The organism is Pseudomonas sp. S60 (genome assembly GCF_016647865.1).
Taxonomy (GTDB): Bacteria; Pseudomonadota; Gammaproteobacteria; order Pseudomonadales; family Pseudomonadaceae; genus Aquipseudomonas; species Aquipseudomonas parafulva.
Genome location: NZ_JACVVH010000008.1, coordinates 89,832 through 106,019, shown reverse-complemented (window position 1 = coordinate 106,019; position 16,188 = coordinate 89,832). Strand labels below are relative to the sequence as shown.

14 protein-coding genes are annotated in these 16,188 nt (G+C 63.5%); 9 read left to right on the top strand and 5 right to left on the bottom strand.

Annotation, left to right across the window (positions count from 1 at the left end):
* From IAE33_RS06405 to IAE33_RS06390, 4 genes are all read right to left on the bottom strand, one after another.
* Nucleotides 1–288, bottom strand: coding sequence for a YceK/YidQ family lipoprotein (locus tag IAE33_RS06405; RefSeq protein WP_201162833.1), 288 nt, complete (start codon nucleotides 286–288; stop codon nucleotides 1–3).
* The gene (gene ubiX / locus IAE33_RS06400; RefSeq protein ID WP_028633021.1) at nucleotides 285–914 is read right to left on the bottom strand and encodes a flavin prenyltransferase UbiX; all 630 of its coding nucleotides are present in this window, start codon (nucleotides 912–914) and stop codon (nucleotides 285–287) included. The genes IAE33_RS06405 and ubiX overlap by 4 nt, the downstream gene beginning before the upstream one ends.
* Nucleotides 911–2,260, bottom strand: a complete 1,350-nt coding sequence (gene mpl / locus IAE33_RS06395; protein ID WP_201162832.1) for a UDP-N-acetylmuramate:L-alanyl-gamma-D-glutamyl-meso-diaminopimelate ligase — start codon at nucleotides 2,258–2,260, stop codon at nucleotides 911–913. Before mpl ends, ubiX begins: the two co-directional genes overlap by 4 nt.
* A 66-nt stretch (nucleotides 2,261–2,326) precedes the next feature.
* On the bottom strand, nucleotides 2,327–4,243 hold the full coding sequence (locus IAE33_RS06390) for a sigma-54-dependent Fis family transcriptional regulator (RefSeq protein WP_201162831.1): 1,917 nt from the start codon (nucleotides 4,241–4,243) through the stop codon (nucleotides 2,327–2,329).
* A gap of 256 nt (nucleotides 4,244–4,499) precedes the next feature.
* On the opposite strand from IAE33_RS06390, the gene exaC reads away from it, so the two are divergent.
* The 9 genes from exaC to IAE33_RS06345 all read left to right on the top strand — a co-directional run bounded on the left by exaC (nucleotide 4,500) and on the right by IAE33_RS06345 (nucleotide 13,737).
* Nucleotides 4,500–6,020, top strand: a complete 1,521-nt coding sequence (gene exaC / locus IAE33_RS06385) for an acetaldehyde dehydrogenase ExaC (RefSeq protein ID WP_028633024.1) — start codon at nucleotides 4,500–4,502, stop codon at nucleotides 6,018–6,020.
* Between the two features lie 246 nt (nucleotides 6,021–6,266).
* Nucleotides 6,267–7,715, top strand: coding sequence for an ethanolamine permease (gene eat, locus IAE33_RS06380; RefSeq protein WP_028633025.1), 1,449 nt, complete (start codon nucleotides 6,267–6,269; stop codon nucleotides 7,713–7,715).
* Nucleotides 7,716–7,761: 46 nt separating this feature from the next.
* Nucleotides 7,762–9,156, top strand: a complete 1,395-nt coding sequence (locus IAE33_RS06375) for an ethanolamine ammonia-lyase subunit EutB (protein WP_028633026.1) — start codon at nucleotides 7,762–7,764, stop codon at nucleotides 9,154–9,156.
* A gap of 8 nt (nucleotides 9,157–9,164) precedes the next feature.
* Nucleotides 9,165–9,983, top strand: coding sequence for an ethanolamine ammonia-lyase subunit EutC (eutC, locus tag IAE33_RS06370; protein ID WP_201162830.1), 819 nt, complete (start codon nucleotides 9,165–9,167; stop codon nucleotides 9,981–9,983).
* 107 nt (nucleotides 9,984–10,090) lie between these two features.
* Nucleotides 10,091–10,549, top strand: coding sequence for a GNAT family N-acetyltransferase (locus IAE33_RS06365; protein ID WP_201162829.1), 459 nt, complete (start codon nucleotides 10,091–10,093; stop codon nucleotides 10,547–10,549).
* Nucleotides 10,550–10,737: 188 nt separating this feature from the next.
* A complete protein-coding gene (locus IAE33_RS06360; protein WP_028633029.1) occupies nucleotides 10,738–11,385 on the top strand; it encodes a DedA family protein in 648 nt (215 codons plus the stop codon).
* Between the two features lie 19 nt (nucleotides 11,386–11,404).
* On the top strand, nucleotides 11,405–12,220 hold the full coding sequence (locus tag IAE33_RS06355; protein WP_201162828.1) for a zinc-dependent peptidase: 816 nt from the start codon (nucleotides 11,405–11,407) through the stop codon (nucleotides 12,218–12,220).
* Between the two features lie 93 nt (nucleotides 12,221–12,313).
* Nucleotides 12,314–12,841, top strand: a complete 528-nt coding sequence (gene ppa, locus IAE33_RS06350; protein WP_016484715.1) for an inorganic diphosphatase — start codon at nucleotides 12,314–12,316, stop codon at nucleotides 12,839–12,841.
* 194 nt (nucleotides 12,842–13,035) lie between these two features.
* Nucleotides 13,036–13,737, top strand: a complete 702-nt coding sequence (locus tag IAE33_RS06345; protein ID WP_201162827.1) for a LexA family transcriptional regulator — start codon at nucleotides 13,036–13,038, stop codon at nucleotides 13,735–13,737.
* A gap of 276 nt (nucleotides 13,738–14,013) precedes the next feature.
* Here IAE33_RS06345 and IAE33_RS06340 read toward each other — a convergent pair whose 3' ends face one another.
* A complete protein-coding gene (locus tag IAE33_RS06340; protein ID WP_201162826.1) occupies nucleotides 14,014–16,179 on the bottom strand; it encodes a TonB-dependent siderophore receptor in 2,166 nt (721 codons plus the stop codon).
* Nucleotides 16,180–16,188: the final 9 nt, after the last annotated feature.

The window sequence follows — 16,188 nt, the reverse complement described above, 5'->3', positions numbered from 1 at the left end:
TCAAAGGCCGCCCGAGGCCCTGTACTCGACACCCGCTGCGGTCAGCAGGGACAGTGGCAGCAGCAGGGTATCGAGGAGCATGCTGGGCACAAGGTCGGCCTTTGCGAAATGGGGTGCGTCAGCACCAAAGCGTTCCCGCGGGCAGCAGCCGCCATTGATCACGTACCAGTCCAGCCGGGCCCCGGCGTACACCACCGGGGCCCCAGGTACATTCGCATCCAGTGTACGCACCGTGGCGCAGCCGCCCAGCGCAGCCACTGCCATCATGCAGGCCAACGCTCGTTTCAATCATCCACCCCAAGGTGATGCTCACCCCAGCGCGGCAGCATGTCCTGCGGGATGTCCAGCAGGTTGAGAATGCGCGCCACCACAAAGTCCACCAGGTCATCGATGGTCTGCGGCTGGTGATAGAACCCGGGCGCGGCAGGCAAAATCACCGCGCCCATCTGCGAGAGCTTGAGCATGTTCTCCAAGTGAATGGTGGAGAACGGCGCTTCGCGCGGCACCAGGATCAGCTGGCGACGCTCCTTGAGGGTCACATCGGCAGCCCGCTCGATCAGGTTGTTGCAGGCGCCAGTTGCAATGGCAGACAACGTGCCCGTCGAACAGGGCACTACCACCATGGCAGCGGGCGCGCCGGAGCCCGACGCAACCGGCGACATCCAGTCTTCCTTGCCGTACACCCGCACCTGCCCGGCGGCGGCGCCAGTGTACTCGGTAAGGAACGCCTGCATGGCCTGAGGCTTGGCCGGCAGCAGCACGTCGGTCTCGGTGGCCATCACCAGTTGTGCGGCCTTGGAGATCAGAAAATGCACCTCGCGGTCCTCGCGCACCAGGCAGTCGAGCAGGCGCAGGCCATACTGGGCGCCCGAGGCCCCCGTCATGGCCAGGGTGATGCGCTGCGGCCCGCTCACTTCAGGGCCTCTGCCAGCTTGCCGTGCAGGCCGCCAAAGCCGCCGTTGCTCATGATCACCACGTGGGTGCCTGGGCGGGCCTGGCCCTTGATCTGCTCGATGATTGCCTCGATGCTACCCGCCACCATGCTCGGTACCGTGCACTGCGCAGCGGTGCCCGCCAGGTCCCAGCCCAGGTTGGCAGGCGCGTACCAGATGACCTGGTCGGCATCATTGACGCTTTCGGGCAGGCCGTCGCGGTGAGCACCCAGCTTCATGGAATTGGAGCGTGGCTCGATCACCGCAATGACCGGCGCCTCGCCTACCCGCTTGCGCAGGCCGTCCAGGGTGGTGGCGATGGCAGTAGGGTGATGGGCGAAGTCGTCGTAGAGGGTTACACCCTGGACTTCAGCGACCTTTTCCATGCGCCGTTTAACGCTTTTGAATGCGCTGAGGCCTTCGATACCCATGGCGGCCACCACGCCCACATGGCGCGCTGCCGCCAGGGTAGCCAGGGCATTGGCCACGTTGTGCTGGCCAGTCAGGGCCCAGTCCACCACGCCCTGCACCTGGCCTTCGAACAGCACCTCGAAGCGCGAGCCGTCCGGGCTGAGCAGGCGCGCCTGCCACTGCCCGCCATCGCCCGTGGTCTGTACCGGCGTCCAGCAACCCATGCCGATCACCCGCTCCAGCGCCTGTTCGGAGGTGGGGTGAATCACCAGGCCTTCGCTGGGGATGGTGCGCACCAGGTGATGGAACTGCCGCTCGATGGCCGCCAGGTCCGGGAAGATATCTGCGTGGTCGAATTCCAGGTTGTTGAGGATGGCGGTGCGTGGGTGGTAATGCACGAACTTGGAGCGTTTGTCGAAGAACGCGCTGTCGTATTCGTCAGCCTCTACCACGAAGAAGGGCGTCGCGCCCAAGCGGGCCGACACCGAGAAATTCTGCGGCACGCCGCCAATCAGGAAACCCGGGCTCATGCCAGCGTGTTCCAGCACCCAGGCCAGCATGCTGCTGGTGGTGGTCTTGCCGTGGGTACCCGCTACCGCCAGTACCCAGCGCCCCTGCAGCACATGGTCGGCCAGCCACTGCGGGCCAGACACATAGGGCAGGCCCTTGTTCAGCACGTACTCCACTGCCGGGTTGCCGCGGGACATGGCGTTGCCGATGACCACAAGGTCTGGCGCCGGGTCGAGTTGCGCAGGGTCGTAGCCCTGGGTCAGCTCGATGCCCTGGGCTTCGAGCTGGGTGCTCATGGGCGGATAGACATTGGCGTCGGAGCCCGTGACGCGGTGGCCAAGTTCCTTGGCCAGCACCGCCAGCGAGCCCATGAAGGTGCCGCAAATACCGAGAATGTGAATATGCATGGTCGACCTCGCAAAACATCGAGGCAGGGTAGCCCAGGGCGCGATAAATCGCACCCGCTGTTTCGCTCAGGCTGGCCGGTTGAGGTTGTGCTTGCGCAGTTTCCGGTACAGGGTATTGCGGCTGATGCCCAGGTACTCGGCTACCCGGGTGAGGTGCCAGTGTTTTGCTTGCAGGGCAGCCAGGAGTGTTTGGCATTCGGCATCTTTCAGGGCGTCGGGCCCTGACGCGGGCAAGCCGACACCTGCACGCAGGGGCGAGCCCTCGCGGATGATGCCGGGGAGATCGGCAAAAGCGATGTGGGTGTGCTCGCACAGCGCTACCAGGGTGCGCAGCACGTTACGCATCTGCCGCACGTTGCCGGGCCAGGCGAAAGCCAGCAGCGCCTGGCGCGCGCAGGGTGCGATGTCGATCAACTGGCCTTTGGCCTCCTCGCGGAACAAGAAGTCCAGCAACTGGGCCTTGTCGCTGCGCTCGCGTACCGCAGGCAGTGCTACCTCCAGGCCATTGAGGCGGTAGTAGAGGTCTTCGCGGAAGGTGCCCTGCTCCACCCGTTGCAGCAAGTCACGGTGAGTGGCGCTGATGATCCGCACGTCCACCGCCTGGGGCTCGCCGCCAATCGGCACCACCTGGCGTTCCTCCAGCACCCGCAGCAGGCGAGTCTGCAGGTCCAGCGGCATGTCGCCAATCTCGTCCAGCAACAAGGTGCCGCCATCGGCCTGCAGCAGCTTGCCGCGCATGCCTTCCTTGCGTGCGCCGGTGAAACTGCCGCCCCGGTAACCGAACAGCTCGCTTTCGATCAAGCTTTCGGGGATGGACGCGCAGTTGATGGCCACGAACGGTTTGTCGCACCGCCCGCTGGCCTGGTGCACGGCGAGGGCAAAGGCCTCTTTGCCGCAACCGGTCTCCCCGCGCAGCAGCAACGGCACATTGCGCTCGAACACCCGCACGCTACGGCGGAAGTGGTTCTGCAACGCAGGGTCCAGCAGGCACACCTGCGGCTGCACCTCGGGCACCGGCAGCGGCTGAGCCGCAGGCACCGACCACACCGGCGCGGGCGCCTGACCACGCAGGCTGGCAAACACCAACCGGCCATCGACGGTGTGCAGCGGCCACACCGCACTGCCGCCCGGGGTGGCTCGGCTGAATACGTCGTCGTGGCGGCAGGTGAAAAAGTCTTCCAGTGACTGGCCGACTACGCCCCCGCGCACGCGCCCCAGCAGGTTGAGCGCGCTCTGGTTGGCAGCGCAGATGCGCCCATCACCCTCCACCGCCAGCAGCCCTTCGCTGAACAGCCCGACCGATTCGGCCTGTACATGAAAACGCAGCAGCCAGTACTGCTCGAACTGGCGCAGGAAATAGCAACTCTCGATCATCTTGGCCGACAGGGTGACCATGGCCATGGTGTGGAATTCGCTTTGGCGCGAAACATCGGGCCGCGCTGACGAGACGTCGAGCACCGCCAGCAACTGGCCGTGGGGGTCGAACACGGGGCTTGCCGAGCAGGTCAGCCCGGTGTGCCGCCCACGGAAATGTTCATGCTGGTGAATGGTCAGCGCCTGGCGCTCGACCAGGCAGGTGCCAATGCCGTTGGTGCCCTCCCGGGCTTCGCTCCAGTCGGCGCCCAGCCACAGCCCGGCGCGCTCGAAACTGCGCCGCTCGGCAGGCGCGGTGACGCAGTTGAGGATCACCCCGCGTGCGTCGGTGAGCAGCACCGCGTGGCCGGCACCCGAGAGCTGCTGGTGCAGGCTGTTCATCTCGTGCTCGGCAATTTGCAGTACCTGGCGCAGGCGCTCGCGGCTCTCCTGCAGGCGGCCATGCTCCAGCACCACCGGGGCCTCGATCAGTGCCGGGTCGAGGTGATAGTCCTCCAGGCAACGCAGCCAGGAGCGAGCGATGGACGGGTCGCCGCCACCCTCGCTGGCGCCGCCGTGGGCCACCGTGTGCACTTGCCGGGCGTGGCGGGTGAACGGGTTGCTCTGCATTGTTGTTGTGCTCCGCAGATGAGTGCATCGCCCCAGCATCCTCCACCGTGCAGGGGTTTGCAATGCAGCGGCCCAACGTTGTGCCGTAAACGGTACACAGTGTCATGCCCAACCGTACCGCCCGTGGTACAAGGGCCAGGCTGCAACATCCAAGTACTGGCGCAAGCCATTGATTTTATTGAGCCAAGGCACAGTGGCCCGCGCTTTGCTCTACGCTTGGTAACTCCACACAAACACAATAGCCAGGAGACACACCATGCGTTACGCACATCCCGGTACCGAAGGCGCGAAGGTTTCCTTCAAGAGCCGCTACGGCAACTACATCGGTGGTGAGTTCGTTCCTCCGGTAAAGGGTGAGTACTTCACCACCACGTCCCCGGTGGACGGCCAGCCGATTGCCGACTTCCCGCGCTCCACTGCCGAAGACATCGACAAAGCCCTGGACGCTGCACACGCGGCTGCCGATGCCTGGGGCCGCACTTCGGTGCAGGACCGCTCCAACGTGCTGCTGAAAATCGCCGACCGCATCGAGCAGAACCTCGAAGTGCTGGCCATTACCGAAACCTGGGACAACGGCAAGCCAATCCGCGAAACCCTGAACGCCGACATCCCGTTGGCAGTGGACCACTTCCGCTACTTCGCCGGCTGCATACGCGCCCAGGAAGGCGGCGCTGCCGAGATCAACGAAAACACCGTTGCCTACCACATTCACGAGCCACTGGGCGTGGTCGGTCAGATCATTCCCTGGAACTTCCCGATCCTGATGGCCGCGTGGAAGCTGGCCCCGGCATTGGCGGCCGGCAACTGCGTAGTGCTCAAGCCTGCTGAACAAACGCCGCTGGGCATCACAGTACTGGTCGAGCTGATCGGCGACCTGCTGCCCAAGGGCGTGCTCAACGTGGTGCAAGGCTTTGGCCGCGAGGCCGGCGAGGCGCTGGCCACCAGCAAGCGCATCGCCAAGATTGCCTTCACCGGCTCTACCCCGGTGGGCTCGCACATCATGAAATGCGCAGCCGAAAACATCATCCCCTCCACCGTCGAACTGGGCGGCAAGTCGCCGAACGTCTATTTCGAAGACATCATGCAGGCCGAGCCGAGCTTCATCGACAAGGCCGCCGAAGGCATGGTGCTGGCGTTCTTCAACCAGGGCGAGGTGTGCACCTGCCCGTCGCGGGCACTGGTGCAGGAGTCGATCTACCCGCAGTTCATGGAAGTGGTGATGAAGAAGGTGCTGCAGATCAAGCGCGGCGACCCACTGGACACCGACACCATGGTCGGCGCACAGGCCTCCCAGCAGCAGTTCGAGAAGATCCTGTCGTACCTCGACATCGCCCAGAAGGAAGGCGCCGAGCTGTTGACCGGCGGCAAGGTGGAAAAACTGGAGGGCTCGCTGGCCACCGGTTACTACATCCAGCCGACGCTGCTCAAAGGCAACAACAAGATGCGCGTGTTCCAGGAGGAAATCTTCGGGCCGGTGGTCAGCGTGACCACGTTCAAGGATGAGGCCGAGGCCCTGGCGATTGCCAACGATACCGAGTTTGGCCTGGGTGCCGGGGTGTGGACCCGCGACATCAACCGCGCCTACCGCATGGGCCGCGGGATCAAGGCTGGCCGTGTCTGGACCAACTGCTACCACCTGTACCCGGCGCACGCGGCGTTCGGCGGCTACAAGAAGTCGGGTGTTGGCCGTGAAACGCACAAGATGATGCTCGACCACTACCAGCAAACCAAAAACCTGCTGGTGAGCTACGACATCAACCCGCTGGGCTTCTTCTAAAAGGGCAGCTGCAAGCTGCAAGTTACAAGCGGCAAGAGGGGCGGACCGCATCAAGGCTGCCCCTGTTGCTCGCTTGTGGCTAGAAGTTTGCTAGTGATCTTCGTGGCTCAACGCTCGCCACTGATAACAACCACATAAATTCAATCAGCGAGCTCCAAGCTGAAAAAGATGGCGAGCCAGGCGCAGTTCGCTTTGTCTTGCAGCTCATGGCTTGCCGCTTGCCGCTTTTTTTTGAAAGGTGAAATTATGCCAAGCGATCATTCCGCCGGCTCGCCAGCAGGCTCTTCCGTCGATTTCGAAAAGGTCGGCTCCGACTATTTCCAGCAACGTGAACTGAAAAAGGGCGCCGCAGGCTGGGTTTTGCTGGTCGGCCTGGGGGTGGCGTACGTGATTTCCGGCGACTATGCCGGCTGGAACTTTGGCCTGGCCCAGGGTGGCTGGGGCGGCATGTTTCTGGCCACCTTGCTGATGGCCACCATGTATCTGTGCATGTGTTTCTCCCTGGCTGAACTATCGTCCATGATCCCTACAGCCGGCGGCGGCTACGGCTTTGCCCGCAGCGCATTCGGCCCCTGGGGCGGGTTTCTGACCGGTACGGCGATCCTGATCGAGTACGCCATTGCCCCCGCCGCCATCGCCACGTTCATCGGCGCCTATTGCCAGTCGCTGTTCGGCATCGGCGGTTGGCTGATCTACCTGGTGTTCTACGTGGTGTTCATCGCCATCCACATCTTCGGCGTGGGCGAGGCGTTGAAGCTGATGTTTGCCATCACCGCCGTCGCGGCCATTGCACTGGCCGTGTTCCTGGTGGCCATGGTGCCCCATTTTGATGCAGCCAACCTGTTCGACATCGCCGTTACCGACGCCGCAGGCGCCAGCAGCTTCCTGCCGTTCGGCTACGTGGGCGTGTGGGCGGCCATCCCCTATGCCATCTGGTTCTTCCTTGCAGTGGAGGGGGTGCCGCTGGCCGCTGAAGAAACCAAGAACCCCAAGCGCGACCTGCCGCGCGGGCTGATCGGCGCCATGCTGGTGCTGGTTGCCTTTGCCTTGCTGATTCTGGTGGTAGGCCCAGGTGGCGCGGGCTCCGAAGCCCTGAAAGCCTCCGGCAACCCGCTGGTCGAAGCCCTGGCCAAGGCCTATGGTGGTTCCACCTGGATGGGCAGCTTTGTCAACCTGGTGGGCCTGGCCGGCCTGATCGCCAGCTTCTTCTCGATCATCTACGCCTATTCCCGGCAGATCTTCGCCCTGTCCCGGGCCGGCTACCTGCCGCGCAAGCTGTCGGAAACCAACAAGAGCAAGGCGCCGGTGATGGCCCTGGTCATCCCTGGCATTATCGGTTTTGCCCTGTCGCTGACCGGCCAGGGTGATCTGCTGATCCTGGTGGCGGTTTTTGGCGCTACCTTGTCTTATGTACTGATGATGGCGGCGCACATCACCTTGCGGATCCGCCGGCCGAAGATGGAGCGTCCCTACCGCACGCCGGGGGGCATCTTCACCTCGGGGCTGGCCCTGGTGCTGGCCTGCATCGCGGTGGTCGCAGGCTTCCTGGTAGACCCGCGGGTGGTGATTGGCGCCGCCGTGATCTATGCGGTGCTGATCGCGTACTTTGCCTTCTACAGCCGCCACCACCTGGTAGCCGGCACACCGGAAGAGGAATTCGCCGCGATCCAGCAGGCCGAACAGGCCCTGCACTGATCATCGCCACCTGCCGCGGGGCAGCCTGCGGCTCTGGAGAACCTGTATGGCAACTTTCGTGCACACGGTCGGCCAGATGGTCTACCGCTTCGACAGCCTCAAGGAGGTGATGGCCAAGGCCAGCCCGGCGCGTTCCGGTGACTACTTGGCCGGCGTCGCCGCCAGCAACGATGGCGAGCGGGTGGCTGCGCAGATGGCCCTGGCGAACATCCCGCTGACACACTTTTTGAGCGAGGCATTGGTCCCCTACGAGGATGACGAAGTCACCCGCCTGATCATCGACACCCATGATGCCCAGGCATTTGCTGCGGTCAGCCACCTGACGGTAGGTGGCCTGCGGGACTGGCTGCTCAGCGAGCAGGCCGACGAGACGAGCCTGCGGGCACTGGCACCTGGGCTGACGCCGGAAATGGCCGCAGCCGTGTCGAAGATCATGCGCGTGCAGGACCTGGTGCTGGTAGCCCAGAAAATTCGCGTGGTCACGCGCTTTCGCGGCACCATGGGCCTGCGTGGGCGGCTGTCGACGCGGCTGCAGCCCAACCACCCCACCGACGAGCCGGCAGGCATTGCCGCGAGCATTCTCGACGGCCTGCTGTACGGCAATGGCGATGCCATGATCGGCATCAACCCGGCCACCGACAGCATCGCCTCCATCTGCGCACTGCTGGAGATGCTCGACGCCATCATCCAGCGCTACGACATCCCTACCCAGGCCTGCGTACTCACCCACGTCACCACTTCGATCGAGGCGGTCAACCGTGGCGTACCGCTGGACCTGGTGTTTCAGTCCATCGCCGGTACCGAGGCAGCCAATGCCGGGTTCGGCATCAACCTCAACGTGTTGCAGGAAGGCTACGAAGCCGGCCTGTCGCTGCAGCGCGGCACCCTCGGCCAGAACCTGATGTACTTCGAAACTGGCCAGGGCAGCGCCCTGTCGGCCAACGCCCACCATGGTGTGGACCAGCAAACCTGTGAAACCCGCGCCTACGCCGTCGCCCGCCACTTCAAGCCGTTCCTGGTCAATACCGTGGTCGGCTTCATCGGCCCGGAGTACCTGTACAACGGCAAGCAGATCATCCGTGCCGGCCTTGAAGACCACTTCTGCGGCAAGTTGCTGGGCGTGCCCATGGGTTGTGACATCTGCTACACCAACCATGCCGAAGCCGACCAGGACGACATGGACACCCTGCTGACGCTGCTGGGGGTGGCCGGGATCAACTTCATCATGGGCATCCCCGGCTCCGACGACATCATGCTCAACTACCAGACCACCTCGTTCCATGATGCCCTGTACGCGCGCCAGACCCTGGGCCTGAAACCCGGGCCGGAGTTCGAAGCGTGGCTGGCCCGCACCGGCATCTTCACCCAGGCCGACGGCCGGGTGCGTTTCGGTGACAACCTGCCGCCGGCGTTCCGCCAGGCATTGGCGCAGCTCGCATAGGGATGACCATGAACAAACACACACCTACTGCCGACAACCCCTGGCTGGCCCTGCGCAACCTCACCCCGGCGCGCATTGCCCTGGGCCGTGCTGGCACCAGCCTGCCCACCGGCGCGCAGCTGGATTTCCAGTATGCCCATGCCCAGGCCCGCGATGCGGTGCACCTGCCATTCGATGCTGACGGCCTGGCGGCCCAGCTGAGCGAGCGTGGCCGCCACAGCCTGCTGCTGCACAGCGCGGCAAGCGACCGCCACCAGTACCTGCAGCGGCCCGACCTGGGGCGGCGACTGAACGACGAGTCGGCGGCAACCCTGCGCCAGCACGCCCAGCAAAACCCCGGCGGGGTCGACCTGGCGATCGTGGTGGCCGACGGTTTGTCGGCCTTGGCCGTGCATCGCCATACCCTGCCGTTTCTGGCCCGCTTCGAAGAGCAGGCCAGCGCCGACGGCTGGGCCTGCGCGCCGGTCGTGCTGGTGCAACAAGGCCGGGTAGCGGTGGCCGACGAAGTGGGCGAATTGCTGGGCGCGCGCATGACGGTCATGCTGATCGGTGAGCGCCCGGGGCTCAGCTCACCCGACAGCCTGGGGCTGTACTTTACCTACGCCCCCCGGGTAGGCCTGACCGACGCCTACCGCAACTGCATCTCCAACGTACGCCTGGAGGGGCTGAGTTACGGCATGGCAGCGCACCGCCTGCTGTACCTGATGCGCGAAGCCTGCCGGCGCCAGTTGTCGGGCGTGAACCTGAAGGACGAAGCCGAGGTGCATAGCTTGGAAAGCGACGACCTGGCCAGCCAGAAGGGCAACTTCCTGCTGGGCAAAGGTTAACCAAGCTGTCATGCGGGGCACATTGCACTTGCCCCGGGCATTGGGCAGCATGGCCTTGGACGCTGCTGGCGTTGCACTGTTTTCCACATGGACGCTGAGGGCCGCACATGCGCATCATCAAGGCAACCCTGGATCACCTCGACCTGCTTACCCCGATGTTCGTCAAATACCGGGAGTTCTACGGCCAACTGCCCCACCCCGACAGCTCGCGCAGCTTTCTGCGCAAGCGCCTGGCGCGCGAAGAGTCGGTGATCTACCTTGCATTGCCCGATGACGATGACACCAAGCTGCTGGGCTTCTGCCAGCTGTATCCTAGCTTCTCGTCACTGTCGTTGAAGCGGGTGTGGATTCTCAACGACATCTATGTGGCCGAAGACTCCCGGCGCATGCTGGTGGCTGACCACCTGATGCGCGAAGCGAAGAAGATGGCGCGCCAGACCAACGCCGTGCGCATGCGGGTTTCCACCAGCAGCGACAACCAGGTGGCGCACAAGACCTACGAGTCCATCGGGTTTCGCGAGGACACCGAGTTCCGCAACTACATCCTGCCCATCAGCCAGGAATGACCTGCGGTTGCCTTAGCGCGGGTATGCTCGCGACAAGGCCAGCCGAGGACGACTTCCGTCGTAACCCGCCGCTACAAACTCCCCGGGCATGATCCTGACTTCGCCGTATAATGGCCTACTTGTCATGTGAGAAATGTTTCCCCTCTCCCAGGTAACCGAGCCTTCGACCAAGAACACAGGTGCTGTACATGGATTTCAACCCGCTGGACCTTATCCTGCATCTCGATGCGTACCTCGACCTGTTGGTCACCAATTACGGCCCCTGGATCTACGCCATTCTGTTCGCCGTGATTTTCTGCGAAACCGGCCTGGTGGTCATGCCGTTCCTGCCGGGTGACTCACTGCTGTTCATCGCCGGCGCCGTCGCCGCGGGGGGCGGCATGGACCCGGTACTGCTTGCCGGGTTGCTGATGATCGCCGCTATCCTGGGCGACAGTACCAACTACGTCATCGGGCGAACGGCCGGGGAGCGTCTGTTCAGCAACCCCAACTCCAAGATCTTCCGCCGCGACTACCTGCAGCGCACCCACGATTTCTACGAACGCCATGGCGGCAAGACCGTGACCATGGCGCGTTTCCTGCCCATCCTGCGTACTTTTGCCCCGTTTGTTGCCGGCATCGCTCACATGCACTACCCCCGCTTCCTGGGGTTCAGCATTGCCGGGACCTTGCTGTGGGTGGGTGGGCTGGTCACCCTGGGTTACTTCTTCGGTAACGTGCCGTTCATCAAGCAACACCTATCGCTGATGGTGGTGGGCATCATCGTGTTGTCACTGGTGCCCATGATCCTGGGCCTGCTGCGCACCCGCCTGGGCCGCACGGCCAAGGCACACTGACCGCCAAGGCGTTACGTTCATGTGGTCATTCAGCGCCTGGCGGCGCAAGCGCACCCTGGCGCGCTACCCCATCACGCCCCAGCAATGGCAGGCCGTGCGCGAGCGCCTGCCAATGCTCGACGGTATCAGCGACGAAGAAGACCGCTGGCTGCGCGAAGCCTGCATTCTGTTCCTGCTGGACAAGCACCTGACATGCCTGCCGGGGGTGGAGCTGGACGACCAGCAGCGCCTGGTACTGGCAGCCCAGGCCCAGTTGCCGTTGCTGCACCTGGGCGAGCTGCACTGGTACCAGGGCTTTCACGAAATCATCCTCTACCCCGACGACTTCAAGAGCCCCCAGCGCCACCGTGATGCCAGTGGCATCGAGCATGCCTGGGACGGCGAGCACAGCGGCGAGGCCTGGCAGCAGGGCCCGATCATCCTGGCCTGGAGCGGGGTACTGGCCAGCGGTGGCTGGGAAGCCTACAACCTGGTCATCCACGAGCTGGCGCACAAGCTGGACATGCTCAACGGCGACGCCAATGGCCTGCCGCCCCTGCACAGCGACATGTCGATCGAGCACTGGGCCAGCGCCATGCAACACGCCTACGACGACCTCAACCGGCAGCTGGACGCCAACCCCGACGCCGAAACCGCCATCGACCCCTATGCGGCAGAAAACCCCGCGGAATTCTTTGCAGTGGCCAGCGAGTACTTCTTCAGTGGGCCCGACCTGCTGTACCAGGCCTACCCACAGGTCTACCACCAGCTGTCGCTGTTCTACCGCCAGAACCCGCTGGCCCGGCTCAACCAATTGCAGACGGAGCACCCCGCGTACCGTGAGCACCCCGCCTGACGCCCCGCTGCATCAGGCCAGGCGTGGCATGCGCAGGCATAATATGCCTATAATCGCCGCCACTTTTTTGGTCAAACACGGGGGCACTGCCCAATGAGCTACAGCAAGATTCCGGCGGGCAAAGACCTGCCGAACGACATCTACGTCGCCATCGAGATCCCGGCCAACCACGCGCCGATCAAATACGAAATCGACAAGGACAGCGATACCCTGTTCGTCGACCGTTTCATGGCTACCCCGATGTTCTACCCGGCCAACTACGGTTTCATCCCCAACACCCTGGCTGACGACGGCGACCCGCTGGACGTGCTGGTGGTCACCCCTTACCCGGTAGCCCCAGGCTCGGTCATCCGTGCCCGCCCGGTAGGCGTGCTGAACATGACCGACGATGGCGGCGGCGACGCCAAGGTTATTGCTGTTCCACACGACAAGCTGTCGCAGCTGTACGTGGACGTGAAGGAATACACCGACCTGCCAGCCCTGCTGATCCAGCAGATCGAGCACTTCTTTGCCAACTACAAAGATCTCGAGAAAGGCAAGTGGGTCAAGATCGAAGGCTGGGATGGCGCAGACGCCGCCCGCGCTGCGATCACCAAATCGGTCGCTGCCTACAAGGGCTGATACCGTTTGCATGAGAAACCCCGCTTTGGCGGGGTTTTTTTATGGCGGCTGAACGCGTCACGCGCTGTGTAATGAAGCCGGTAACAGGTCCTACAACGTCTTACGTCCTGGCCCTACAAACGAGCTTATTTCTTACAAGCCCTGTCAACCTGCTGTTCATATCCTTGCTGGCACCTCGCCGCTACACTCGCGCCATGAACACATCCGGTGACCGCCTCAGGGCCCTGCTTCATGAATGCGGGCTTACAGCCTCCGATTTCGCTGCCCAGTGCGGCGTGACCCCACAGCATGTCAACAACTGGTTCAACCGCGGCGTGCCACTGGCGCGCCTGGACGAACTTGCCGATCTGTTCTGCGTGCACCGCCGCTGGCTGCGCAGCGGCGAGGGCATCAAGCACCCCAATGCGATTTTGCGCAGTTGCGCGCCGCGGCCTGCGCCTGCGCAGGTGCCCATCCCGTTGTCGGTGCAGCGCGGCCGGGTGGTGAATGTGCCCTTCCATGAGTTGCGCAGTGGCCTGCTGTGCCCGGTAGCCGGCCGCCATTTGCGCCTGCCCGCCAATGCCTTGAAGGGGCTGGGGGTACACCCCGACAACACCCTGTGCGTGGCCATGCCCACGGGCAACATGGCGCCGCTGATTCCACTGCAGGCGACGTTGGCAATCGACATGGGCATGACGCAGATTGTCGAGGGCGAAACCTATGCCTTGATGCTCAATGGGGCTTTGCGCGTGCACAACCTCAGCCTTGGCCAGAACGGTACCCTGTACCTGCACAGCCACGACCGGAACAACTACGCGGTTGAGCGCTACACGCCCGCCCAACGCCATGCCCAGGGGCTGGAGATTCTAGGCTGGGTATTCCACTGGGCGTTCTTCCGCCAGCAACGCCCGCGGTGACACACCCTGTGCCATTTTTTGCTGTGCATCATGGCTGGGGCCTTGTATGCTACGCCGCACATCAGCCCCGCCCGGTGCAAACCGCGGCCCAGAGGGCTCGGCGATACCCCACACGGGCATCTGCCTTCTTTTTCAGGCCTTTGCTGGCCACCCTGTTAAGGCGATTGCGGCTTACCATAAATTAGCCGGAAGCGTCCCCGAGAAGCCGGCCACAAGCCGGCTTTTTATTGTGTTTTTTTCGGCTGCGTGAGGTCGATTCAAAAACGCATCACCCCCTCAGAAGTCGTAACGCGCCCCCACCATCATGCTGCGCGACGGCCCGTAGAAGTTGAACGTCGAGGTAGACCCCACCCGCGACAGGTAGTCCCGGTCGAACAGGTTGTTCACGTTCAACGTGGCCGTGAGCTTCGAGGTCACCGGGTACGACAGCATGGCATCCACGGTAGCGTACCCCGGTGCATTGATACGAACCCCGCCATTCTCCGAGTGGAAGTTGCTCATCGCCGAAACGCCTCCGCCGATGGCCAGCCATGTCAGCGGGCCCTCGCTGAGGGTGTATTTGCTCCACAACGAAGCCTGGTTGCGCGGCATGATGAAGAAGGTGGTTTCGGCATCACCCTTGACCGTTTCGGTTTCCATCCAGGTGTAACCGGCCAGCAATTCCCAGTTCGGCGTCAGTTTGCCGCTTACTTCCACCTCGGCGCCCTTCACCCGGGTCTTGCCTGATGCCGCCGAGTCATTGGTAGCCACGCCGTCGGCGTCGTACACCGTGGTAGCGCGGTTCTCATCCGTCAGCCGGAATACCGAGAACCGTGTATTCAGGTCGCCACCGAAGTAGCTGCTTTTCAAGCCGAACTCATACTGTTCGCCCTCGCGCGGCTTCAATACACGGCCATTGCCATCAGTGGCAGACTGCGGTTTGAACACCTGCGAGTAGCTCGCGTACAGGGCGTGGTTCTCGGTGAGGTCGTAGACCAGCCCGCCGTAAGGCGTGAAATGGCCATCGACCTGCTTGCTGTCGTTGGTGGTGGCGCCGGTCTTGAGCGTGGTGGTGTAGAAGTCGCCGCGGTACCAGCTGAAGCGGCCACCGGCGATCAGCGCCAGGCGCTCGACCGGGCGGAAGGTCACCTTCGAGTACAGGCCGTATTCTTCTTCCTGCATCCCGGTCTCGGTGCTGTAGTTGGGCGACGGCTTGGCGAAGCGCTTGGGCGTGTAGGTATTGACGTTGATGGCCCCCAGGGTGGTGGTGCCGTTGAGGTACTCGGTGTCGTAGTTCTTGTAGTCGCTGCCCACCACGAACTCACTGACCTGGCCGAAGGTTTCGAACGGCTGGCTGTAGCTGGCGTCCAGCGCGTAGGTGTCCTGGGTGAAATCCCGGGCGCTGGCGCGTTCGGAGTTGGCACCATTGGCCGCATTGGTGGCGGTGAAGGCATACAGGTAATCGGTATCGCGGTGCGAGCCGCGGGCGGCGATACGGCCATAACCACCATTGTCGAAACGGTGGGTCAGTTCTGCGACCAGGTCGGTGGTCTTGCCGTCGAAGCTGTTCCAGTCCGCCCCCAGGAAGCGGGAGTGGCTGAAGTCTGGCACCTGGCCGGCCAGTGTCGCCGGGTAGCCGTTGTGCGGGGTGATGTTCTTCACCTCATGGATCAGCCCGAACGACAGGGTGGTGGCATCGTCCAGGTCCACATCCAACGCACCGTAGTAACTGTTGCTGGTGTTGGCGTTGTAGTCGACCTCGCCATTGGTGTCGTCGCGTGAGGCAATCAGGCGGCCACGCACGCGGCCAGCATCGTCCAGCGGCCCGCTCAGGTCGATTTCTTCATGGTTGGTGTCCCAGCTGCCGTAGCGGCCTTCCACATGGCCCTGGAACTCGGCCGTAGGGCGCTTGCGCACCATGTTGACGATGCCGCCCAGTTCGCTGGTGCTGCTGAACAGCCCCGCCGGGCCACGCATGATTTCCACACGGTCGAAGGCCACCAGCGACGGTACGGTACCGAAGATGCTGGCCATGGGCGCCGGCAGGCCGTCGATGTTGAACTCGCTGTATTCGTAGCCACGGGCATAGATGGAAGAGCGGCCGCTGTCGTTGGTCAGCGTGCGCAGGCCGGCGGTGTACTTGGCCAGGTCATCCAGGTGCACGAACTGGCGATCCTTGACGTAATCCTGGGTATAGACGGTGATCGATTGCGGGATGTCTTTCAGCGCAGCCGGCGTTTTGGTCCCCACCGTGGCGGCGTCCACGCTGTAACCGCCAGTCTGCTCCGATGGCAGCATGTCGTAGAGCCGGTTGCCCTCGATGGTCAGCGCCGGCAGATCAAGCGTGCTGTCTGCGGCCGAAGCCTGCACCGCCACCGTTTCGGCCAGTGCCGACAACGAAAACGGCGCCATCAACCCCAGCATTACCCAACGCACACGCCCCACCCCGTTTGAACCCTTCATGACCTACCC

Coding starts and splice junctions, on each gene's coding strand:
- IAE33_RS06340 (WP_201162826.1), bottom strand. CDS start 16,179: ATGAAGGGTTCAAACGGGGTGGGGCGTGTGCGTTGGGTAATGCTGGGG.
- IAE33_RS06390 (WP_201162831.1), bottom strand. CDS start 4,243: ATGCAGAGCAACCCGTTCACCCGCCACGCCCGGCAAGTGCACACGGTG.
- IAE33_RS06375 (WP_028633026.1), top strand. CDS start 7,762: ATGGCAACTTTCGTGCACACGGTCGGCCAGATGGTCTACCGCTTCGAC.
- mpl (WP_201162832.1), bottom strand. CDS start 2,260: ATGCATATTCACATTCTCGGTATTTGCGGCACCTTCATGGGCTCGCTG.
- IAE33_RS06345 (WP_201162827.1), top strand. CDS start 13,036: ATGAACACATCCGGTGACCGCCTCAGGGCCCTGCTTCATGAATGCGGG.
- eat (WP_028633025.1), top strand. CDS start 6,267: ATGCCAAGCGATCATTCCGCCGGCTCGCCAGCAGGCTCTTCCGTCGAT.
- IAE33_RS06360 (WP_028633029.1), top strand. CDS start 10,738: ATGGATTTCAACCCGCTGGACCTTATCCTGCATCTCGATGCGTACCTC.
- IAE33_RS06355 (WP_201162828.1), top strand. CDS start 11,405: ATGTGGTCATTCAGCGCCTGGCGGCGCAAGCGCACCCTGGCGCGCTAC.
- IAE33_RS06365 (WP_201162829.1), top strand. CDS start 10,091: ATGCGCATCATCAAGGCAACCCTGGATCACCTCGACCTGCTTACCCCG.
- eutC (WP_201162830.1), top strand. CDS start 9,165: ATGAACAAACACACACCTACTGCCGACAACCCCTGGCTGGCCCTGCGC.
- ppa (WP_016484715.1), top strand. CDS start 12,314: ATGAGCTACAGCAAGATTCCGGCGGGCAAAGACCTGCCGAACGACATC.
- exaC (WP_028633024.1), top strand. CDS start 4,500: ATGCGTTACGCACATCCCGGTACCGAAGGCGCGAAGGTTTCCTTCAAG.